Source organism: Blautia sp. CGZ-1-C1, assembly GCF_056504575.1.
The window spans coordinates 19,172-42,348 of record NZ_JBWLUT010000171.1 but is presented as its reverse complement, the minus strand read 5'-3'; the positions used below and the strand labels follow the sequence as shown (position 1 = coordinate 42,348).

General features: G+C 41.4%; 18 protein-coding genes and 1 riboswitch. Of the genes, 3 read left to right on the top strand and 15 right to left on the bottom strand.

The genetic code is table 11. From position 1 onward, the window contains the following. From AC058W_RS15820 to AC058W_RS15770, 11 genes are all read right to left on the bottom strand, one after another. Positions 1-2,442 (bottom strand): hybrid sensor histidine kinase/response regulator (locus AC058W_RS15820; protein WP_479390299.1); only part of this gene is annotated, 2,442 nt, incomplete at its 3' end. 247 nt (positions 2,443-2,689) lie between these two features. Next, complete coding sequence (locus AC058W_RS15815; RefSeq protein ID WP_117675971.1) at positions 2,690-5,638, bottom strand: hybrid sensor histidine kinase/response regulator; 2,949 nt, start codon at positions 5,636-5,638, stop codon at positions 2,690-2,692. A gap of 5 nt (positions 5,639-5,643) precedes the next feature. Next, the gene (locus tag AC058W_RS15810) at positions 5,644-7,494 is read right to left on the bottom strand and encodes an ABC transporter substrate-binding protein (protein ID WP_118630571.1); all 1,851 of its coding nucleotides are present in this window, start codon (positions 7,492-7,494) and stop codon (positions 5,644-5,646) included. Further along, positions 7,494-9,677 (bottom strand): ATP-binding response regulator, encoded by a 2,184-nt coding sequence (locus tag AC058W_RS15805; protein ID WP_117675967.1) that lies wholly within the window; start codon positions 9,675-9,677, stop codon positions 7,494-7,496. Before AC058W_RS15805 ends, AC058W_RS15810 begins: the two co-directional genes overlap by 1 nt. After that, entirely contained in the window at positions 9,661-10,476 is an 816-nt protein-coding gene (locus tag AC058W_RS15800; RefSeq protein WP_118630570.1) for a substrate-binding periplasmic protein, read from the bottom strand. The genes AC058W_RS15805 and AC058W_RS15800 overlap by 17 nt, the downstream gene beginning before the upstream one ends. 13 nt (positions 10,477-10,489) lie before the next feature. Then, positions 10,490-12,688, bottom strand: coding sequence for an ATP-binding protein (locus AC058W_RS15795; protein WP_479390298.1), 2,199 nt, complete (start codon positions 12,686-12,688; stop codon positions 10,490-10,492). A 146-nt stretch (positions 12,689-12,834) separates the two neighbouring features. Continuing rightward, entirely contained in the window at positions 12,835-14,679 is a 1,845-nt protein-coding gene (locus AC058W_RS15790; protein WP_118137257.1) for an ABC transporter substrate-binding protein, read from the bottom strand. 100 nt (positions 14,680-14,779) lie between these two features. Then, positions 14,780-14,855: riboswitch (cyclic di-GMP riboswitch) on the bottom strand. Positions 14,856-15,026: 171 nt separating this feature from the next. Continuing rightward, complete coding sequence (locus AC058W_RS15785; protein WP_117845906.1) at positions 15,027-16,016, bottom strand: Gfo/Idh/MocA family protein; 990 nt, start codon at positions 16,014-16,016, stop codon at positions 15,027-15,029. A gap of 103 nt (positions 16,017-16,119) precedes the next feature. Beyond that, entirely contained in the window at positions 16,120-17,178 is a 1,059-nt protein-coding gene (locus AC058W_RS15780; RefSeq protein ID WP_117845908.1) for a threonine aldolase family protein, read from the bottom strand. 151 nt (positions 17,179-17,329) lie between these two features. Then, a complete protein-coding gene (locus tag AC058W_RS15775) occupies positions 17,330-18,661 on the bottom strand; it encodes an MATE family efflux transporter (protein ID WP_117675955.1) in 1,332 nt (443 codons plus the stop codon). Positions 18,662-18,670: 9 nt separating this feature from the next. Then, positions 18,671-18,886, bottom strand: a complete 216-nt coding sequence (locus AC058W_RS15770) for a DUF1284 domain-containing protein (RefSeq protein WP_279219948.1) — start codon at positions 18,884-18,886, stop codon at positions 18,671-18,673. Positions 18,887-18,990: 104 nt separating this feature from the next. On the opposite strand from AC058W_RS15770, the gene AC058W_RS15765 reads away from it, so the two are divergent. Continuing rightward, positions 18,991-19,428, top strand: a complete 438-nt coding sequence (locus AC058W_RS15765) for a MarR family winged helix-turn-helix transcriptional regulator (RefSeq protein ID WP_117675951.1) — start codon at positions 18,991-18,993, stop codon at positions 19,426-19,428. Then, entirely contained in the window at positions 19,421-20,071 is a 651-nt protein-coding gene (locus tag AC058W_RS15760) for a YczE/YyaS/YitT family protein (protein ID WP_118137265.1), read from the top strand. Before AC058W_RS15765 ends, AC058W_RS15760 begins: the two co-directional genes overlap by 8 nt. Before the next feature lie 184 nt (positions 20,072-20,255). On the opposite strand, the gene AC058W_RS15755 is transcribed toward AC058W_RS15760, so the two are convergent. Continuing rightward, the gene (locus AC058W_RS15755) at positions 20,256-20,708 is read right to left on the bottom strand and encodes a family 1 glycosylhydrolase (RefSeq protein WP_445291950.1); all 453 of its coding nucleotides are present in this window, start codon (positions 20,706-20,708) and stop codon (positions 20,256-20,258) included. A gap of 29 nt (positions 20,709-20,737) precedes the next feature. Beyond that, positions 20,738-20,863: a DUF6783 domain-containing protein gene (locus AC058W_RS15750; RefSeq protein ID WP_334295146.1), complete on the bottom strand. Its 126-nt coding sequence runs from the start codon at positions 20,861-20,863 to the stop codon at positions 20,738-20,740. Here AC058W_RS15750 and AC058W_RS15745 point away from each other — a divergent pair. Then, positions 20,816-21,061 carry a DUF6783 domain-containing protein gene (locus tag AC058W_RS15745; RefSeq protein ID WP_334295145.1) on the top strand — a complete coding sequence of 82 codons (246 nt, stop codon included), beginning with the start codon at positions 20,816-20,818 and terminating at the stop codon, positions 21,059-21,061. The two genes, AC058W_RS15750 and AC058W_RS15745, sit on opposite strands and share 48 nt — an antisense overlap. On the opposite strand, the gene AC058W_RS15740 is transcribed toward AC058W_RS15745, so the two are convergent. Next, positions 21,024-21,899, bottom strand: coding sequence for a DMT family transporter (locus AC058W_RS15740; protein ID WP_117675947.1), 876 nt, complete (start codon positions 21,897-21,899; stop codon positions 21,024-21,026). The genes AC058W_RS15745 and AC058W_RS15740 overlap by 38 nt on opposite strands. A gap of 241 nt (positions 21,900-22,140) precedes the next feature. After that, positions 22,141-23,031 carry a ribokinase gene (locus AC058W_RS15735; protein ID WP_117675945.1) on the bottom strand — a complete coding sequence of 297 codons (891 nt, stop codon included), beginning with the start codon at positions 23,029-23,031 and terminating at the stop codon, positions 22,141-22,143. Between the last annotated feature and the right edge of the window lie 146 nt (positions 23,032-23,177).

Here is a 23,177-nt window from a genome sequence, read left to right as displayed (position 1 = left end):
CATCAGAATCACATCAAAGTATCCGGGCTCTGAATTCTCAAATATTTCTACAGCTTCCCGTCCATTCCATGCCTTTGTCACTATCATTTTTTCTTCTTTCAGCAGGAACTCAGCAATTTCCATATTCAGCTCATTGTCTTCCACCAGCAGAACCTGAATTCCTTCCACTGAACAGTTCTGATACATCTGGGATCTCTTTTCCGATTCCTCAGCAGAGATTTCAAAAGAAATATGAAGAATAAATTTAGTTCCCTTTCCCTGTATACTCTCAAAGGAAAGGGTTCCACCCTGCAGCTCTATCAGCTTTCTGGCAATGGCAAGTCCCAGACCGGTACCTGCATAATTTGTTCTGGCTGACTGCCCTTCCTGGGCAAAAGGCTCAAATGCCTTTTTCTGAAATTCCTCACTCATGCCGATTCCGGTATCTGTACAGGTCAGTTCATATTCCGCAGTGGTATCCGTATAGGAAACCTCACGACAGGTAACTGTCACAGAACCACCATCATAATTATATTTTACTGCATTGCTGCCGATATTCATCAATATCTGCTGGAAATGCACCGGACTTCCTATCAGCTGTGTATGGATGATTTCTCCATCTTCTACATAATAATTAATGCCGGATTCATTTGCCTGCATCCTGGTGATTTCATTCGTGTTATGCAAAAGTTCCAGCAGATTAAAGTGCTTTCTCTCCAGCTGTATATTGCCGGATTCCAGCTTATTCATATCCAGCACATCATTGACAAGATTTAAAAGATAACCGGAAGCAGTCCTGATTTTGGTACGTGCTTCCTGCTGAAGCTCCAGATCATCGGGATAACGGTCTGCAATATCCACACATCCCTGAATCCCGTTGATCGGTGTGCGGATATCATGACTCATTCTCCTAAGGAAATCTGTCTTTGCCAGATTGGCTTTCTCAGCCTCCTGGGCAGTTCTTCTCAGTTCTTCCCGGCTCTCCAGCTCAGATATTTTCTGGTCATTAATATCTCTCGTCACATAGAGAACATTGGTCACTTCCCCTGCTTCGTTTCGCAGTTTCACAATAAATCTGGCCTGGTGCCAGACTCCGGTTATGGCTCTGTATTCTGTGGAAATCTCCTCTCTGTTCTTCAGACGTTCTGCCAGCGTGGAAACATCCAGGAATTCTCTCATTCTTTCCTGAAATTCGGGAGCTACGATTTTCTCTCTGGCTTTTGTAAACTGAACAGAAATCTTTCCACTTCTGCCGGTCAGACGGTGCATGGATTCCTTGCTGGAAATCTCCTCATAGGTATCATGGATCAGATCCATCCGGTAGATGATCCAGTACATTTTGCTGATTGCAGAGATGATCTCATTATTCATTTTCAGATCAGCCATAGTCTCTTCCATCTGCTGCTTCTTTTTCATATCCTCCTGCACAATATCATCAATATAGCGAAATCCCATAATGATCTTATAATCATCTCTGTTGCCTGTCTCCAGACGGATCACCTGCAATTCAAAATACTCATGCCCGGCATGGTTTTTCACTGACTGATAACGATATGCAAAACGTTTGTGATTCCGCAGATACTCTATGAGAGCGTGACGTTCCATCTTCCGGAGAAAATCCGGTGCTGATTCCCGGATTACATAATGATCATAATAATATCTGATTCCAGAGGTATAACTGGATTTCAGCTCCGGCATCTCATCAATCTCTGCCCAATTGGAATGTATGCTCTGTTTGATCATTTCCAGAGTATCATTTGCCAGATCACATAAATAAAATGAGGTATAATCTACGCAGAGAGCTTCCAGGATATGCTTCTCCTTCTGAAGTTCCTCCAGATTGCTCTCCAGTGTTTTCTGTTTTTCCTCAAGCATCCTGAACATACGCAGATTATTCAGTGTACTGGCAAGATGTCCGCCTGCATTGGAAAGAAGCGATATGGAAACACCGGGATTAACCAGCTCCGGATTATCCAGACCGATAAAACCGCTCAACTGCGTATTTGCAAACAAAGGTAAAACCAGCAGAGAATGAATGTCCTGAACCTTCAGGATATCATATTCCGAAGGCATGGTTTCGCGTATTTTCTCCAGATCATGAATAATTATGGTTTCTCCACGAAGAAATTTCTCATGCCACACCGGCATACTATCGACAGAAATACGAATCAGATTGTCAATCTGTGGGATGATCCCTTCTCTGCACCATTCGAAGGTATTGCTGTAATAATCCTGCTTTTCAGACATCAGTTCAAAAATATATACTCTGTCTGCATCTGTATATTCACCGGTGTATTGAAGCAATGCAGGAATACAGTCCTTCACTTCTTTCTCATCCGACGCCTGATTGATGTCTGATATCAGAGACAGAATCTGATTCAGCAGTTCCAGCTTTTTGTTAAATTGTCTGTAGTTAATCTCATGTTCTTCACTCTTATTATCATTTGCCTTAAACTTTTTCATATAATCTCCCAACATCATCATATAGAAAATATCACCTATCATATCACATTTGCCGTCATTGCAATGATAGGTATGCATGTTTTATCCTTATCTGGCAGATACCTGTTTGCCTGCGTTGCTTTATAACTGTTCATTTTGGACATCGGGAGGATTCTGATGAAGCATTCTACGTTTTCCTGTATCCTCAAAACAAGCTGATTCATTTTTCTTACTTGAAAGAACAATGTTTATCACTTTAACACAAAACTCACTTTAGGTTATTCTGTAATGTATTGATCAATTCTTCAATAACTATCGGCTTGGATAAAAATCCATTCATACCACATGCCAGTGCTTTCTTTCTGTCTTCGTCAAAAGCATTGGCAGTCATGGCAAGGATCGTGATTCCCGCCAGTGAAGGATCATCCAGTGAACGGATCTGCTCAGTAGCCTCATATCCATTCATTACAGGCATCTGCACATCCATAAGCACCAGGTCATAATCACCTTGTGTTGAATTCTTAACTTTCTCCACAGCCTCTGCTCCATCTTCCGCTGTATCAACCCGAAAACCATATTCACTAAGGAGCGCTACTGCAATTTCACTGTTCAGTTCATTATCTTCCACAAGCAGTATGCGCCTGCCTCTGAAATCTGAATCTGCTGCCGGAAGGATATTATCCTCTGCCTCAGCCTGCTTCTGGCCGATAGCAGCCATCAGAGTCTCTCTGATATCTGACATAAACATAGGTTTGGCACAGAATGCAGTCACCCCTGCTGCCCTGGCTTCCACTTCAATATCTGACCAGTCATAAGCAGTCAGGATAATGATCGGCGTATCGTCACCAAGACTGCGGATCTGACGGGTAACTTCAATGCCGTTCATATCCGGAAGACGCCAGTCAATGATATAAGCATGGAATGCATCACCCATTTCCACAGACTGTCGTGCGCGGAGAACAGCCTCCTTACCGGAAAGTGTCCATTCCGAACGCATTCCAACCTTCACAAGCATCTTAGTCACACTGTCACAGGTATTGAAATCATCGTCTACGACCAATGCCTTCAGACCTTCCAGCTCTGCGATTTTCTCTATACGGTGGTTCTCAGGCTGAATCCGCAATGGCAGACGGATAATAAATTCAGTACCTTTGCCCTGTTCTGTCTGAACCTCAATGGTTCCGCCCATCATATCCACGATGTTCTTGGTAATGGCCATGCCCAGTCCTGTACCCTGAGTCCTGCTTACAGTGGAAGTCCGCTCTCTCTCAAAAGGAGAAAAGATCTTCTGTACAAATTTCTGACTCATGCCGATTCCGTTATCCTTTACCCGGATTTCGTACAATTCACAGCCTCTCTGTGTACCCGGATACTCTCTCAGCCGGACAGAAACGGTTCCGCCTGCAGGAGTAAACTTGATCGCATTGGACAAAAGATTCAGGAGCACCTGATTCAGCCTCGTCTTGTCACAATAAACATCCTCATTGGTAACATCCATGACATCCATGTAAAGCTCCAGCTGTTTCGCATGGATCTGTCCGCTGATAATGGTTTTCAGATCATGAAGAACCTCTGACAGACTGACTTCCGTTTCTTCCAGATGAATCTTTCCGCTCTCAATACGGCTCATATCCAGGATATCATTGATCAGTGAGAGCAGATGATTACTGGAGGAAAGAATCTTACCCAGATAATCCCGTACCCTTTCTTTATCATCAATGTTGCTTACAGCCAGTGTGGTAAAACCAATGATCGCATTCATTGGTGTCCGGATATCGTGAGACATATTGGAAAGGAAGGTGCTCTTTGCCTTGTTTGCAGTCTCCGCAGCGCGGACCGCCTCAGAAAGCGCCTGATTCATTTTTCTGTCAGAGGTACGATCTGACATAACCAGGATATATTTCTTTTTCCCGTTTACCTCGCTGCCCATTGCAACATTATGAAACCAGCGGTGTTCTCCTGTTTTCTGATGAACATATTCAAAATCCCATTCCTGCTGCTCATGAACCTGGATTTCTTCCAGATAATTCTTCTCCGGATCTTCAACATCCCCGGGATGCAGTTTTCCCAGGACACAAATATCTTTACGGATCTGTTCTACTGTAATACCCAGCAATTTTTCCACATTGGGACTGACGTAATCTGCTTTATATGTTTTGGCATCCAGCATCAGGAAAACATCATCCACACTCATTGACAGCTTTTGAAACAGCTCGTCCCTGTAAAGGATCTCCGTATCCTTTCTCTTCAGGTTTACCCTGTTTTTCCAGAGAATAATTCCAATAAAAAGACCGGCAATACACACCGCTACTGCACTTACAAGCAGCATAGTGCTACGCTGCAGAACATTCATACTGGCATTAACGATATCAGCCTGGACAAGTCCCAGAAAGATCCAGTCCTGAGGTTTGGATTTCTCATAGACCAGATAGTAATCCTTTCCATCCAGATTTATCAGCATTGCATCTGTATGTCCTTCCTTAAACTCTTCTGAAAGTTTAAGGATCTCTTTTTCAGACATATTGGAATGCTCTCTCAGAATCCCAAAGAAATTATACACCTCTCCCCATGACTCAGAGGAATGATCCACAACAACACGACCATCCGGATGAACCACATAACTCTGGGCATTTCCATTAAAAGCAGAAATATTCAGCACATTTACGATATCGGAGTTTTCATAGGCAATGGCAATTGCATCATATTCAAAGCCCTGATAACTTCCATGAGGCTTGGGAGTGGCAAAAACAAGGAGCTGGGATTTTCCGGGAACTGTTGCATTGGTTATCACATCATTTCCCTGCCGGATCTCATCTTCAATATTTTCCTGTAATCCCAGATAGCCGGTTTCACCTGTTACCATCTTATAGTTCCCGTCCGCTGACAGGAAATAAAAATCTAAAAAGCCTGCATCTTCCTGTGCTTTCTCTATATACTCACGAATTTCACTTTCATCGGAAGTATTCTGCAGATATTCCCCCCATATATGGAGATAAGTCAGATTCTTATTTGTCAGCTCACTTAGCATATTATCAGACTGATGAAAAATTTCTGTCAGGTGAGAAACACTTTCCTCATAAACAGTCTTCGATACAAACTCCAAATATCGGAAAACAGTCAAAAGGATTCCAATGAATAGAACAATAAGAACTGCTGTATTCCATCGTTTTCTCACAACCCGTTTCTTTCTGTTTGTATTATGATTCTTAACATCCATTCTTCTCACCTCAGAGTAATATAGTCTTCAGGCTCTGCAAGAATGGCATTACCATCTGAAACATATGTTGTCCAGGTATCTTCCACAGAGGTATCCCCTCCATCAAATGCAATATTTTCCTCTGCCGCATAAGCTTCCATATATTGTGGTTCTGCAAGGCAGGTCACAGTAAAAGTATCCTTGTCCTGAATCTGTTTTCCATTCTTTGTAACTTTACTCAATGTATAACCATCATCCGTTTCCTTAATTTCTACAGAAATACCACTGAACACAGGCAGAGAGCCTCGATTAAAGGGGATAAAGCCTCCCTGGCAGCCTTCTACGAAGTTTCTGACCGTTTCCTTCAGTTCTGCCCCACTTATTTCGCTGCTATAAGCGGAAAGCTCGTTTGGCATGATCATGTCGCCCGCCATTTTTTCTGTATAACCGGCCTTCAGTACATTTCCTGTAAAGCTGTTTCCTGTTGCAATCAGCACATCCGTCCCATAAATACCGCGCAAAGTGTTTGCCATAACAGAATAGGCTTCATTGCCTCCGCTGGTATGGAAGCGATTGGAATAAGTTTTCTTTGAATCCAGCACAATATCCTCAGAAGTGGATTTTTCCTCAAGAAGCTGGGTGTTAAATGACTGATAAGCCTGCTCTGCATTATATTCTCCTGAAATCATCTTAGACACCACATCCCTGGAAATGGAGAAAAAGTCATTTGACGCAATACGGATATACATATGGTTTTCTTCAATCACAGGTTTCACATCCTTCAGATATTCTGTAAGCTTGAGACCCACATCCTGGCTGTAGCTTAACAGATCCTGTCCATCATAAATGATCCGGTTCTGCGCATCCTCTGAAAGCATTGTGTTCAGTACCTTCATTGCTTTCTGCCGGCGTGTTTCATCCTTTGTCAGGTCACGGTTTAAAGCTATCTGGAAATATGGTGTAGTCATCAGCCACTTTTCGCCGTTCTGCTGAAAGAATGGCAGGAATGTTGTGTTAATCCCCTGATCCTGGAACATTTTTACGCCGGAAGAACTGCCGAAGTACATGGCAAGCTTACCACTTTTGTACATCTCAACCACATCATCATAATTCATATCCAGATCATCCTGGCTCAGCCCTGTATCCTGAATAAACTGCTCCATACGTTCAAAAGCCTCCGGCCAGACGGTACTGTCCAGACCTTCTCTCTTTGTATTATCCGGGTCACTGTAGGTGGTACGCCACTTACGTCCATCCACAGAAGACAGCTCTGATGCAGACAGACCCTGCAGTGTTTCCATACAGGTATAATCATAGTAATAGTCTGCAGTAAACCCACGGATACCCACCTCATCAAATGCCTGGCAGGCAGAAACGAAGCTTTCATAATCCGTTGGAAGAGGAATATCATACTTTTCAAAAAGGTCTTTGTTCACTACAAAGCCATGGGTATCTGCACACACAGGAAGCCAGTTTACGGTGCCATCCTGATTTCTGAAACTGTTAAGGTATGTATCATAGACAGCACCTGCCTCATTGGTTGTGGAAAGATCCATCAGGCTGTCCTTCAGGGGACTTGCATCATGGAGGGAAAACCTGCAGCAGGTTATAATATCCGGTAATCCGCCGTTTTCATCCAGAAAACGATAGAAATCCAGATTATTATTGCCTACTACAAATTCAATGTTGATATCCGGGAGCTGTTCCTGGATGTATGATGCATATTTTTCATACAGACTTGTGGTCCATAAATACACTGTGATGGTTTCTGCGTCTTCTTTTTCCGCACTTTTCCCGCCACAGCCAGACAGAAGTGACATAACCGTCACCATCACCAAAAGTCCAGAAACTAACTTGTTCCATTTTTTCTTTTTCATTATAACTGCTCCCTCTGATTGTGTTTTACTAACTCATTGATTACTTTTACTAATAATTTCCTATCAACAGGCTTGGCAATATGTTCATCCATTCCCGCTTCCTTTGCTCTCATTCTGTCCTCAATGAACGCATTTGCTGTCATTGCAATGATCGGTATCACTTTTGCATCCTCTCTGTCCAGAGAGCGGATCATCTTTGCTGCTTCATATCCATTCATGACAGGCATCATAATATCCATAAGAATGACATCAAATTCACCAGGACTGCTTTTTCTGAATATGTCAACAGCCTCCTGTCCATTCCATGCTTTGGTCACCACAGTGCCTTCATTCCGAAGTACAAATTCTGCAATCTCCATATTCAGCTCATTATCCTCTGTCAGAAGAACATGGAGCCCCTGGATAGATGTTTCCGTTTTTTCTTCCGTTTCAGTCCTGTCCTTCCTATCTGTGTCAATCCGGAATGGAATCCGAATCACAAATGTAGTCCCTGTGCCTTCTTTACTTTCAAAGGAAATGGTTCCGCCCATTTTCTCCACCAGTTTTTTTGTAATTGGCATTCCAAGTCCTGTTCCGGCGAATTTTGTGCGGCTTCCTGCATGTTCCTGTGCAAATGGTTCAAAAATGCGTTTCTGGAATGCCTCTGTCATTCCAATCCCGGTATCTCTGCAGACAAATTCCAATGTGGTCATTGCTGTCTGTTCCGATGGGATTTCCCGACAGCTGATATAGACATATCCGTTTTCTTTGTTATATTTCACCGCATTGGACAGAATATTCATCAGAACCCGTTTTACATGCCCCGGACTTCCGATAAGATTCCAGTGTGTAACTTCTTTTTCTTCCCAAAGGATCCGGATATTCTGCTCTGTGGCCATCTGTTCGATCACACCCAGTATTTCCTCAGAAATACTGTTCAGATTAAATGGGATTTCTTCCAGAATCACTTCATCTGACTCCAGTTTGCTCATGTCCAGAACCTCGTTTATCAGTTCCAGCAACAGATGGGATGCCTCTTTGATCTTTGCCCTGCATTCCGTCTGTTTCTTCATATCCTCTGCATAATGGTCTGCCACATCGATCATGCCGCAGATTCCATTGATCGGTGTCCGGATATCATGGCTCATTCGCTGTAGAAACTCGGTTTTTGCCTCATTGGCTGCTTCTGCTTTTTTTGCTGCTCTCAGAAGTTCTGCTTTATATTTTTCATCTTTTTCCTGTTCATGTTTCCGGTGTGCCAGATCCGCTCTGTATCCCCAGAAGCAGAATATACCGAATATGAGTAAATAAAGAAAAACGACAGCTGTTACACTTAGCGGCAGGTTACGGAATACTTCTGTATCCGGAAGATATGCGTAGATATAATAATCACGCTGCTTCAGCATGATTCCATAACATCCGGTTCCTTCCTTCCTCAAATGATAGATATGCTGACTGTCTGTATGCTTTTTCATTGCCTGAACAACTTCGTTGTCGGCTGTATTCTGCCCCAGCAGACTCTCATCATTGCTGGCAACAACAATCCCATCGTCTGCAACAATAACCGTTCCATCTTTCTGGATACTATAACCATTTAAAAGCCCTTGTATCGTCAGTGTATAGTTTCTGGCAAATTCAGGAGGTGTGTAATAGTAGATTGCCACAATACCCGGTGCATCTTTTCTGGCACAGGCTGCAATATCAATATAGGATCCGTCTTCCCTGGTAAACCGTTCCGAATAAGATCTTTCTTCATATCCGGCAAAATCCATGATAATGTCCTTTTGCAGATATGCCGTAATCTCACCGGTCAGAGACTCATCCATGCTGTATTCGCAGTCCGTCTTTCCAACTGCATCCAGCACAAGGATACCATCCACCCAGAGAGTCTGAAGATTTTCTTTCAGGAACTCCTGGCTCAGATGACCGCCGTTTTCTATTTCCATATCAATATTCGTACTCATCTGTCTGGCACTTTCAATCGCACGGAGGAGACTTTTGGATTCCGAAGATTCATTATAATGGGTGTAGGTGGAACACTGCACTTTGACATAATTTACAATCTCTACCATTCTTTTCTCTGCTTCCGCTTTCTCCGTATGAAAGAAATAAAACAGAGAAACTAATGCCACACAGATTCCAATCAGACCACCGAACAGCTGGATTCGTTTTTCTTTTTTCTTTCTCTTAATATCCAAGATCATCCACCTCCAGATACTTCTGGGGATCATCCAGATATTTTTTAATGATTTTCAGGGAGGTGCCATCCTGCCCCATTTCTTCCAGCGTCTGATCCATCTGCTCACAGATTCCCCTGTCATCCTCTTTTGCAAAAGCGACACCTATTCCGGTGATCATCAGAGGCTCTTCCAGGATACGGAAACTTGCATCATAATCCTTCATATACTGAACGATAGATTCCTCGTGTGCTGCAACTGCATCTACATATCCTTTCCCAAGAAACGTATAGATCAGCTCCCTGTGTCCAAGACTGATCAGATTGCCCAGTTTGGGGATTCTCTCATCCGTCCGGTTCAGAAAGATGCTTTCCGGTTTGGTTGTGGACTGAACAGCCAGGTTCTTTTCCTCCAGATCACTCAGTTTATAGATATCACTGTTCTCATTTACAGCAACCACCTGACGGCTTGCTATGTACGGTCCCGCCCAGCGGTAATCATCAAGACGCCCTTCCATGGAAAAACAGCCCATGATACAGTCAATCTCTCCGCTCTCCACCAGTTCTTTTTTCTTCTCCCAGTTGATCCGGACAACCTCCAACTGATATCCCATTCTTTTGAAAGCTTCCGTAGCCAGTTCTACATCGATTCCCGTCGGTACACCATCCTCATTCAGATAATTGTATGGTGGATAGTTGTCGCTGCCGAGGGTAATAACAGGCTTTTCGTTTTCTTCTTTCGTGTTATCTGTGTTTTTACACCCTGCCAGGGTGACCGCTAAAATTCCCGCAAGCAGAATGCCTGCAATCATTCTTTTTCCTTTCATTTTCTATCTATCCCTAACTATCCTTTTCGATTCTTTTATGTCTGGTTACTTTCCATTTGTCACTGTACAGTGACCTGCGGTTCGATACCCCCCCCCCGCCGGATTTTATGCTTCTTATTGTCTTTTCCAGCACCTTCATCTCAACCGGTTTTGAAACATGTGCATTCATACCGGCTGCAAGGGAATGCTGAATGTCTTCTGAGAATGCATTGGCAGTCATGGCAATAATCGGAATCGTCTTTGCCAGTTTATGGGAACTTCTGCGGATTGCCTTCGTTGCCTCATAGCCATTCATAACAGGCATCTGCACATCCATCAGAATCATGTCATAATCACCTGGAGCAGACTGTTCAAATGCTTTCAAAATCTCTTCGCCATTTTCACAGATGGTACATTCCGCACCTTCAATCTTTAACAGTTCCGTCAGGATCTCAGCGTTCAACTCATTATCTTCTGCACACAGGAATTTCATTCCCTGCAGGATATTACCATCCTGCTCATCTGTTTCTTCTTGTGCCGCCAGAGCAACTGTTCTATCCTCTGCAATTTTCAAATCTATGAGAACCTCAAAGCAGCTTCCCTGCCCCAGTTCACTCTCCACGTCAATGGTTCCTCCCATTGCCTCAACCAGATTTCTGGTAATCGCCATTCCAAGTCCGGTTCCCTGTATTTTATTTGTAAGGGAACTTTCCGCACGGGTAAACGCATCAAAAATTGTATCCATGAAATCTGCCGACATTCCCATACCATTGTCACTGACTAAAAAGCGGTACTTTGCATAGACAGATGACTTTGTCTCGCATTCTTCTACCAGAAGCTGAATTTTTCCACCTTCCTGCGTATATTTTATGGCATTAGACAGCAGGTTGCTGAAAATCTGCATCAAATGAACCTGATCACCATTCACCCACTCATGCTTGATATTTTCTTTTATAATTGTAAAAGTCTGCTGCTTTTCATATATTTGAGAATGAACTATAGTGTCAAGCTCCTGTACAAAATCCAGAATAGAAAAGTCAGAATACTTGAAGACTGTTTTTCCTGCCTCAATCTTACTCATATCCAAAACATCATTAATAATTCCTAACAGATGCTGTGATGAAATATCTATTTTATCTGCATACTCTATAACTTTTGCTTTATTACCTGCATCATGTCTGATCAAAGATGTGATACCAATGATTGCATTCATAGGTGTACGAATATCATGTGACATATTAGACAGGAAATCCGTTTTCGCCTTATTTGCATTTTCCGCTGTCTGTAAAGCCTCTGTTGCAGCGTTCTTTGCCTTTTTCAGTTTTTGATTGACTACTTCCATTTCCTTCATTGTTTGTAAATGAAGTTCATTATTTCTTTTTTCATATTCTGCTTTTTGATCTGCAAGACTAAGTCTGGAAATACTGTAGAATAATCCGACAAAAAGTAAAAGTATAAAACCTGCCATAAGTATTGTTGTAAACAGCACCGTTTTCTGGTAATCCATCAGCACATTGTCAACAACTCCCTTTGCCACAATGCATACCAAAATGGTGTTGTTGCTTTCTATCGGACAATACCCCAGATAATAGGGGTTCTGTTTTCCCAAAAGTGCAACTCCGGATTCTCTGTTATCAAACTTCTTTTTGAACCAATCAGCCTCTTCTTCTGTAATGGCCTGTTCCCCTTTTAAATGTTTTAACAAAGAATAATTACGCAGGTATTTATCTCCACTCTGGTTCGTATACGTAATATTTCCGTCATTATCCAGCATGAACAAATATGCTTTCCCGTCATAACCTTTCAGTTTTAACATGGAATCCAGTTTCGAATGATCATACACAGTTCCAATTGCCGTATAAGTTTCCCCATTGATCGTATATTCCTGACATGGAATTGCAACCAGATAACCGTCTTTTTTCTTCTGATCATAATCAAGACGCACCAGTTTTCCAATATTATATCCATTCTTTAAGTCCAGCAGAAGTTTACTTGGCATATCAATCCGCATTTTTGTTCCACCTGCTGATATTGCCTGACCATTCTCCTGAATGAATATAAGGGTACTTTCCGATTCTTTTTCCCATGCTTCAAAGAAACTTTTGTTCACATCCGTTTCAAGAGACAGCTCCCTCTCATAAAGTAAAAATTCCTCAACCAACTGCAGCTGGCTGTAGTATCCACTCACCTGAAGATCATAGGTCTGCTGTATCTGTTCAACAACAGCTCCCATACTGCTTTTTCCGTTTTCGCTGATATACTTGCTAGACTTACTTATAAGATACTTTATACAACCTAAGCTTAAAAGAATAATAAGTAGTATAAGCAACAGCCTTGTTATTTTTTTTCTTTTATTTACCGTTTGTTCTATCTCCACTTTTACTGTTCAACCTCTATATAGTCTTCCGGTGCTGACGGCTGCTGTCCTTTTGACATTGCTTCGATCCATGCACTTGATAATGTTGTCTCTTTAAGCTGCTCAATTTCACATTTCGGATTTATTTTTTTCAATACAGACATTGTGGTGTCTGTAAGAAGAATAGAGTATTCCTTTTCTTTGTCTATTTTCTTATCATTAACTGTTAAGTCCTTTAACGAAAATCCACTTTCCTCTTGATTGACGATCATTTTCATACCGGATGCAATTGGTAATTCGTATTTATTGGTTACGTAAAAATTCTCATCCGCATCGGCGAGATAATTTTCCACGAGTTCACAAACCTGTTTACCATTGATTTTTGCAACATATAATGCTGTATCTGAACTCTTCGCTGTCATCATGCCAACCCGGCTGCTGGTGCATTCTCCTTTGTACATAGAGGAAGTGAAATAATAATATGGTGTCAGAGCCAGCTGTGCATCATTTTCTTCTCTGATCGTAGTTAAAATGGAAGATGCTGCATCACGGCCATTTCTATCGTTCAGTGAAATGGAATATTCATTTTCAAAATTCACCGTTGCTTTTTCTTCTGGATCTTTACGATTCATTACACTGCGAAAAGTATCATAAGCCTGTGTTTCATCCATTTCCCCTGACAGTAATCCGTGAACAGCCTCAAGACTTGCATCAAATGATTTTTGAGCGGAATATCGGATATAAACAGCATTATTATTAATTTCCTCTTCCAGTCCAGGCACATCCTGCATCATGGTTGGAACATCTGTATTCAATGAAATAACACCGATTCCATCTGCAATCAGCTTTTGCCCCTCTTCTGAAATCATACAATCCAGCACATCCAGTGCAGTATCCAGTTTCTCCCGGTCTTTTTCCAGGTTTTTGTTAAATGCAATGTTTAAGGACGGAGTCATGTACACATAGGATTCATCCGATGTCTGTGAAAAGTAAGGAATACGGATCAGATCCGCATCCATCTGTTTCTGCAGCTGCTGCATAACCGTCGGATGTCCATGAAACATTGCTGATTTTCCCTCGACAAACATCTGGATTCCTGTATCGACGTCAATATTGATATCTTCTTTACCAAAGTGCGAATCCTTAAGAAACTGACTGGTTTCTGAAAAAATACGTTTCCATAATGTATCATCAAACTTTGTTTCATCCGCTGCAGTCTCTGCACCGTTTCGCCATTCAATACCATCCAGGCTTGTAAACTCACCGATTGCTGCAGCCTGGATGATTTCATTATTAGACCAGTCTTCACCAAGATCCATGGAATACGGTTTTATGCCATTATCATAAAACTGCTGACAAGCCTGTACATATTCCTCATAATTTTCTGGAATCTTTACGCCATACTGATCAAACAGTGTTTTGTTGGCAATGATCGTCTGCGGAATACCACAGATTGGCAGCCACTGGATTTCATCCTCCTCATTCTTATAATATTGCACCGCATAAGAATAGTACTTGGAAACAACATCATAAGAAGCAAAATCCATAAGATAAGGCTGTAAGTCCTGTGCATCTGTTCCGGAGAATCGACGTACTGTTATGATATCCGGTAATTCATCATGTTCTTTAAAATAACTGTATAAATCGGTATCATTGTTACCAATAATAAATTCAATATCCTGATCAGGAAACTGTTCATGGATATAGGGTGCAATATTTTTCATCAAACGATTTTCCCACAGATAAACTGTAAGATGATCATCATTTTTAGATACTTCTTTCTTTGACTGTCCACATCCAGACAAGACAGCAGATGCTACAAGTACACCTGACACCAATGCCATCAGACAATATTTAGCCTTTTTCATACGCTCATTTTCCTCATTCTTTCCTGATAAAATCATTTATTGTTACGTCTATGAGATAGCACCGTAAAAAAGCACTGTCAGACAGACAGTGCACCTCATTTTATGCAACTGGCTGCCATTTTACAGGCCCTGTAGCTTTGCGTCCCAGACTTTCATCTGGTTTGCCGATTTCCTTATTATAGCTTTAATCTTATTCAAAAAACTGATTTTATTATACTTTAATGCTCTGCTATACACAAGAAAATAATTACCGTTTTAACGTTTATTATCTTTCCCCTGGCGATTTCCGGTTACCGTCCTGTCATCATTAAGTCTGTCTGCAAGTCGTTTACCGGTTACAGATCTGCTTATTTTATATCTGCCGGAAATGAAATTCCGCATTGCTTCCGCATCTCATCCATCAGCTCCAACGCATTCAGAGAACGCTGTGTATGTCTTACTGCTGATTCCTTCCCATGAAGCATTTTCAGGAAATGTTCCAGTTCATACTTCATGGCATTTTCTGTTTCTCTATGGTAAAGGATTTCTTCTCTTCCGTCTCTGAAAACAATCTTCACGTTCTCAGGACTGTTGCTATTTCCCCAGAACTGCAGCACTCCGTCCTCACCCTGAATTTCATTTGGCAATAGAGAATCTGTGATTTTGGAATAAGACACTTCCGCTATTTTATCGGGATATTTTGCAAGGATTGTTCCTGCTCCGTCGATTTCTCCCCTGAGCATTACAGAAAATCCACAGATAGTATCTGGCTTTCCAAGCAGATCCAACAGTGTATGTATACTGTAAACACCGATATCCATCAAAGCTCCTGCTGAACATTCCCTGCTGAAGATATTATGCTCTGTTCCTTCTTTAAAGCTGTCATATCTGCTGGAATACTGACAATATATAAATGTCGCTTTTCGAATCTCACCAATTCTGTTCAAACTCTTTTTTATAACTTCCATACCTGGATCAAAAGCTGTGCGCATAGCCTCCAAAAGAACGAGTTTCTTTTCATATGCGAGTTGAAACATCTCTTCTGCTTCCCTGTGATTTGATGCAAGAGATTTCTCACAGAGAACATGTTTCCCTGCATTCAGAAGCTTCATTACCTGCTCATAATGCATATGATTGGGCGTTGCCACATAAACAGCTTCCACCTCCGGATCTGCCGACAACACATCCAGACTGTTATAAGCTTTTTCTGCTCCATGTATGCCGGCAAATTCCTCTGCTTTTTTTATGTCTCTGGAATAAGCAGCTACATACTGAAACTCCGGATATTCTTTTGCCGCCTGCAAAAATTTCTCTGTAATCTTACTTGTGCCGATCGTGGCAAATCCTGTTTTTCTCATGTACAGCCTCCTTGTTTAATTTCTTGATTAACCAGGTATGTCCCGTTTATTTATGCAACTTTCCACGAATCTTCGGTCCTGCTGCCTGTAAATTAATCATTTTTTATTTTCTAATATCATCCAGCAATCGAATCAACTTCTGCGTATCTTCCATCGTAGTAGCCCAGCTTGTGGCAAATCGGATCACGGAATGTGTCTCATCATATTTCTCCCAGAATCCAAATTCCACATCCTGGGCTATTTTTTTCATTACCTCATTGGACACAATACAGAAAATCTGATTTGTTGGTGTATCCAGAGCAAGCTTATATCCAAACTTTCTCAACGCTTCTTTAATCTGCTCTGCAGCATCAATTGCCGGTTTTCCAATTCTCTCATAAAGTCCATCTGTAAAAAGCTCATCAAACTGAATCCCCGCAATCCTGCCTTTCGCAAGCAACGCACCATGCTGTTTGATAATCGTAAAGAAATGCGGAATCAATCCTTTCTGTGGAATCACAACTGCTTCGCCGAATAATGCCCCACATTTCGTACCACCAATATAAAATGCATCACAAAGCTCTGCCAGATCCGATAACGTCACATCATTCTCCGGACTTGCCAGTGCATAGGCAAGACGTGCTCCATCCACATAAAGCGGCAGCTGATTTGCCCGACATACTTTACTGATTTCGATTAACTCCTCTTTTGAATACAAAGTTCCATACTCTGTCGGCTGAGAAATATATACCATTCCAGGCATTACCATATGCTCATAGTTGGCATCATCATAGAAATCCTTTACCATCTTTTCAATCTGCGCCGCTCTGATTTTCCCATCCTTCTGCGGTAATGTCAGTACTTTATGACCACCAAATTCAATCGCTCCTGATTCATGTGTCGCAATATGTCCTGTCTCTGCCGCTACAACTCCCTGATAAGATTTCAGCAGTGCATCGATCACCGTTGCATTCGTCTGAGTTCCACCCACCAGCAGAAATATATCTGCATTCAGTGCATTACAAGCTGTTCTGATCTTCTCTTTCGCACTCTCTGTATAAGGATCCAACCCATATCCTACAGTCTTCTCCAGGTTTGTCTCCACCAGTTTCTGCATAATTGCAGGATGTGCGCCTTCCATATAATCACTGGCGAAATATAAACGTGATACAATATTATTCATTTTCCTGTTTCATCCTTTCTGTACTTCCATCTTTTACACTTTCCTGTTTCATATAGATCTTCCATTTTTCCAATCCAGAAAAATCAGCAATTATAAACTCATCCAAGTTATGCTTATCCTACTCCCACAGGAGTATAGCTTATATCTTTTGTTATTCCCGAATCTCTTTATAAACACTCGTACGTACCAGCACAATTGCCACAACTGCCGTAATGAAATCCGCCACCGGCTGTGCAGACAATACGCCATAATATCCCACAGTCTTTGACAAAATAAAAATCACTACCGCAAAGATCACGCCCTGTCTGCTCACTGAGAGGATAAACGCATTCAATGCTTTTCCCGCAGACTGAAATGTACAGGTACTTACCAGTGTTACTGCTGTAAACACAGCTCCCAGAAGCTGTAAGCGTAGCATCGGAACACCTGCACTGACGATTCCACTGTCATCCATGAATGCAGAGATTAATGGACGTGCAGCCAGACATAAAACTGCTGCAAATACTACACCTGCCGCACATTCAAATTTATAGCTGAATGCCAGAATCTCCCGCAGTCTCTTCTTATTTCCCGCTCCATAATTGTATCCAATCAATGGCTGAGAGCCAAATGCGAATCCAACCAAAATCAACATAGCAATCATATTGATTTTCATGACAATTCCCATTGCTGCCACTTTTTCATTTCCATAAGTCAAAAGAAATCTGTTCATCAAAGCAATTCCAAAACTCTGCATGAAATTCGTAACTGACGCCGGAATTCCGATGGCAAAAATATCTCCCAATTCTTTCCCGCTGATATGAAATCCTTTCAGATTCGCTGATAGTCTTTTACTCTTTGTCAGCAGGAATATAATATAGAAGATATCTGTACATATATTTCCGATAACAGTAGCGATTGCGGCTCCTGCCGCACCCATACCAAGTACAGAAATAAAAATCGGATCCAGAATAATGTTAACTACTGCACCCAGGACTGTTCCTGTCATAGAACCAACTGCAAATCCTTCTGTTCGTAACAGATTAGACGGTGTATACACCAGAATAATAAATGGTGCTCCAAGTACCAGCCATGTATAATACTGAGACGCATATACAATTGTATCACTATCTGCTCCCAGAACCTGTAAAATCGGTGCTCTGAAAATCATCATAACAGCAGCTACGATCACACCGCAGACAATCGCTCCATAAAAGCAGAAAACGCTGAGTCTCTTCCCATCTTCATCTTTCTTCTGTCCAAATAATCTGGAAATCACCGAGCTTCCGCCCAGTCCGAAAATATCACCCAGAGCAATCATCAGTGTAAAGATTGGTGCGCCAAGTGATACACCCGCTACCAGATTTGTGTTTCCGGTTCCTGCAATAAAGTATGTGTCTGCCATGTTATAAATCAGCGAGATCACCATACTGAAAACAACCGGCAACGCAAAGCTGAAATACGCTTTATGCACAGGAGCCTTTTCAAATAAATCGTTTTGCATTTTCTTTCCTCATCTTTCCTTTCTAGTTATTAACCTATTTCCACAGATTTCTTTTCTCTTTCCGGATGAGAGAATCTCCTTCTGCACTTTTGCAGTAAATGCATCGAAATCCATAACCTGTTCCTTCTTCAGGCCACAAAGATCAAGAACTGCTATATCATATTTCTCTACCAGTGAACAACAACTATAATTTATCATTCCTGCAACTTTCTGGCAATGTTTTATTCTCTCAAATATACCCTTGACATTCCCATTTTATATTGTTATAATTCTAATCGTTTCAATTCTAACAGTTTGAAACATAACAATATATTTAAGGAGATTCCCCCATGGAAGAATCATTTCACTATCTGTCAATGGCAAATCAGATGCTGATTCAAAAAAAGCTAATGGAAAATGTCAAATCAACTGGTCTCACCTTAGGTCAGCCAAAGGTGCTCGATTATCTGAAACATCACGATGGTGCAAACCAGAAAGAAATCGCCGCCGGATGTCATATTGAAGCCGGATCCCTCACTTCTATCCTTAACCGCATGGAAGAAAAAAATCTGATTGAGCGAAAAACACTGAATGGAAATCGGAGAAGCTATCACATTTTTCTTACCGATCAGGGAAAAGAATCCATTAAAATAATATCTGACGAATTTAAAAAAATCGAAGAACAGGCATTTGACGGAATTGCCGAGGCAGACAGAGAGGCATTCATGAAAATGTTTACCCAAATCTATAACAATCTAAAACGAAAAGAGGAGAAAAATATTGAATAAAGTAAAACGCTATCTTATATTTTTTATTGGATTATTTGTAAACTCACTTGGAGTCAGCCTGATTACAAAAGCTAATCTGGGAACATCTCCAATCTCATCCATCCCTTATGTATTGAGTCTGAATTTTTCATTTACTCTTGGAAACTTCACTATATTTTTCAGTATCTTTTTAATTTTTCTTCAGCTTTGTATCCTTCGTAAAAACTTTAAGCTGGAGCACCTTCTGCAGATACCAATTTCCATCTTATTTGGATATTTCATTGACTTTACCATGGTTCTTCTGAAATCTGTAAATCCTGAAACCTATGTCATGAAATTTGTATATCTTCTGATTGGATGTCTTATTTTAGGATTTGGTGTATATCTGGAAGTTCTGGCAAACGTTGCAATGCTTCCTGGCGAATCCTTCGTACGTGCAATTGTGAATACATGGAACCGCGAATTTGGCAGCACCAAGGTTATGTTTGATGTTTCCATGGCAGTAATCGCAGCGGTTCTGTCATTTGTTTTCGCATACCATCTGGATGGCGTACGAGAAGGAACAATCATCGCAGCACTTCTTGTTGGTTTCATCGCAAGATTCTTTGGTAAAAAACTTGAATTCGTAAAACCGATTCTGTTCGCAGAAGAATATACTATGTAATTTATTCAGGAAGGAATCCTGCTTGCAGGATTCTCCGCCTGCAGTGAATTGCTTTAACAACATAAAAATTGCGTGTCAACCTCATTTAAAATAATGAGAATATGACACGCAATTTTTATGTTTATCATTACATTTCAAACTGTCTTGTTGGGTTCAGCTTATAGCTTCTCCCCATTACTGGAAATCACATCTTTATACCAGTAGAAGCTCTTTTTCTTATATCTTTCCAGAGTTCCACACCGTCCTCGATTGCCTCTCCCATCTCGCGGATATAGTCACGCAGATATGCAATACGATAATCATCATTTACAGTCTTTCCACCATGTCCGTCATCGACTAACTGATCCACTGCGCCCAGACTTAACGGTCCTGCAAAATAATACTTCTTTCCCGATTTCACGCAGATAAAATAAATACTGTCTTCCTCTTTATGAAGAAGAGGCAGATTCTGTCCATCTGCCTCTTTCATTAATTTCTGTCTAAGTTGTTTACTGCTGAAAATGGGATTTAATTTAGAATTTCTCTGACAGCCCACCAGAGTTCCCTCTGACTGACAGAAAATGTCAATTCGCAACAGTTCCGCTAGACGGCTTAATATATATTTCTTCTGTTCATTCATAATTAATCCTAAACCCATATGGTTATTTACTTCTCTCTACTTCCATATTATAAAGGAATATTCCCAAAGACACTAGAGCGTGTTTGAAAAATCATTCCCGCAATCTGCACGCCCCACTTTGCGGTATATTTTGCCCTCTTTCGGTTGGCGTAGCCCGCTACGCCGCCCTTAATCGGACAAAATCTCCCACAAATTGTGACGCACATCTTGCAGAAAGCCTTTTTCAAACACGCTCTAGCGCAAAATCCCCCTACTCATTTTGTTCCCATGTCATGCGGAATCATTCGCTTTCGCAACGTAGCTCTTACACTACTTTATACCACCAAAATAGCATCAACCATTTTCTTTCGCCATCTTCATATTGTAAATAAATGTTCCCAAAGATGCGAGAATGATCAACGCATATCCCGTAAAACTGTATTTATCCGGAATCTCCCCAAACAGAAAGAATCCCAGCAACGTTGCAAAAATAATCTGTGAATAATCAAAGATAGAAATTTTTCCGGCCGGCGCATAAGTATAAGCCGCCGTAATTGTAAACTGCCCACCTGCAGCAAACAGCCCAGCCATCAGTAATGTGACAAGCTGTTTCATACTCATCGGAGTAAAATGAAATACCATCCATGGAACCACCGACAAGCAGGAAAAGAAGGAAAAATAAAACACAATGACCGGGCCTTTCACCCCATGGGTCCCAAGCACACGAACCATCGTATACGCAATTCCAGCTCCAAGTCCACCGCACACTCCAATCAGTGCAGGCATCAATGCCGCATTATGAAATCCCGGCTTCACCACAAACAGACACCCAATAAACGCCAGCGCCACACATGCCGCCTGCGCCGGTTTAATTTTCTCCTTTAACAATAAGAAAGAAAAAACAATTGCAAAAAACGGAGACAACTTATTCAAAATCGAAGCATCTGCCACTAATAAATGATCGATTGCGTAAAAGTTACAAAGAATCCCCAACGTACCACAGACACAACGAAGAATCAACGGCCCCCAGTATTTCTTATCAACCTTCGGTGCTGTTCGATTTTTGCACAGAATAATCGCCGCAAACACCGCCGCCACCAGATTTCGGAAGAAACTCTTCTCCACTGACGGCAAATCACCTGCCAGACGTACACTCACATTCATACAAGCAAAGAAAAACGCCGACAGGATGATCATTATCATACCCTTTATGTAATTTTCCTGTTTCATCAGATTTAACCTGCCTTTCTGTACAGTTACATAATCGTGTTTCGATCCCCATTCAATCGGATATTCGCAATCCGCTTTCGCTACGTGGCTCTACACCGAATAACTGCTCCGCAGTTTATCAGGAGGGGCCTATACCCCTCCTGATACAAGCAAGTCCCACCCACTGCTTATTGCTCCTCGCAACCCCCGCAGGAGACTTGCTTGATTCGGTTAAATTTTCTGGTTATATGGTTAATTGATGTTAATTGATTCCCAGCTCCTTTTTTACTTCTCCAATTTCCGGAATAGACGGTGTCGCTCCCGGTCTTGAAACTGCAATGGAAGATGCCTTTGCAGCCATTCTCAAAGCTTCCTGAATGCTTCTTCCTTCAATAGTTGCCGCAATAAAATATCCTGTAAACGTATCACCGGCCGCCGTAGTATCCACCGCTTTTACCTTAAAAATATCCTGGAAAACTTTCTCTTTCCCATCATAATAAACTGCCCCATCACTGCCCAATGTCAGTACGAAGCGGGCATTCGGGAACTTCTCTGCCATGGCATCCAGAATCTGATCTTTATCTTTAAATCCGGTAATCTGCTCTCCTTCAATTTCATTCAAAAGAAACAGATACACCTTACTAAGATCGCAGGTACTCAGCTTATCATCAAACGGTGACGGATTCATTACAATTTTCATCTTTTTCTCATAAGCCTGGTCAATAATATAGTCCAGCATATTGATTTCATTCTGTAAAATCAGGTAATCGCCCTCTCCGAAATCTGCCAGAACTTCATCCACAAATTCCTTCGTCTGCATCTGATTAGTTCCACCATAAAGAATAATACAGTTCTGCGCATTCTTATCTACCTGAATCATGGTATGACCGCCTTTTACCGGCATTCTGCGGATATATCTGGTATCTACCCCTGCTTCCTTACATGCATCCAGAAGAATATCCCCATCTGTTCCAACAATCCCGGCATGATAAACAGGAACTCCCGCCTTTGCCAGAGCAATAGACTGATTCAGTCCCTTTCCGCCGCTGAAAACTTCCAGCTTAGACGAATGCTGAGTCTCACCGCCTACAATAATGTGGTCCACAGAATATACATAATCCACATTTAATGAACCATAGTTTAATACCTTCATGTAAAAATTCCTCCATTTATTTCGTTTTTACTGTACGAAATTTATCTGAACAGTGTTTATATCTATATTATGTTGTACAAGTCAACTTCCGTCAACCTTATTTTCTGAAAATTTTACTATAATAATTGATATAGATTTTTATAGAA

Coding starts and splice junctions, on each gene's coding strand:
- AC058W_RS15815 (WP_117675971.1), bottom strand. CDS start 5,638: ATGGATGTTAAGAATCATAATACAAACAGAAAGAAACGGGTTGTGAGA.
- AC058W_RS15810 (WP_118630571.1), bottom strand. CDS start 7,494: ATGAAAAAGAAAAAATGGAACAAGTTAGTTTCTGGACTTTTGGTGATG.
- AC058W_RS15805 (WP_117675967.1), bottom strand. CDS start 9,677: ATGATCTTGGATATTAAGAGAAAGAAAAAAGAAAAACGAATCCAGCTG.
- AC058W_RS15800 (WP_118630570.1), bottom strand. CDS start 10,476: ATGAAAGGAAAAAGAATGATTGCAGGCATTCTGCTTGCGGGAATTTTA.
- AC058W_RS15795 (WP_479390298.1), bottom strand. CDS start 12,688: ATGGGAGCTGTTGTTGAACAGATACAGCAGACCTATGATCTTCAGGTG.
- AC058W_RS15790 (WP_118137257.1), bottom strand. CDS start 14,679: ATGAAAAAGGCTAAATATTGTCTGATGGCATTGGTGTCAGGTGTACTT.
- AC058W_RS15785 (WP_117845906.1), bottom strand. CDS start 16,016: ATGAGAAAAACAGGATTTGCCACGATCGGCACAAGTAAGATTACAGAG.
- AC058W_RS15780 (WP_117845908.1), bottom strand. CDS start 17,178: ATGAATAATATTGTATCACGTTTATATTTCGCCAGTGATTATATGGAA.
- AC058W_RS15775 (WP_117675955.1), bottom strand. CDS start 18,661: ATGCAAAACGATTTATTTGAAAAGGCTCCTGTGCATAAAGCGTATTTC.
- AC058W_RS15765 (WP_117675951.1), top strand. CDS start 18,991: ATGGAAGAATCATTTCACTATCTGTCAATGGCAAATCAGATGCTGATT.
- AC058W_RS15755 (WP_445291950.1), bottom strand. CDS start 20,708: ATGGGTTTAGGATTAATTATGAATGAACAGAAGAAATATATATTAAGC.
- AC058W_RS15740 (WP_117675947.1), bottom strand. CDS start 21,899: ATGAAACAGGAAAATTACATAAAGGGTATGATAATGATCATCCTGTCG.
- AC058W_RS15735 (WP_117675945.1), bottom strand. CDS start 23,031: ATGAAGGTATTAAACTATGGTTCATTAAATGTGGATTATGTATATTCT.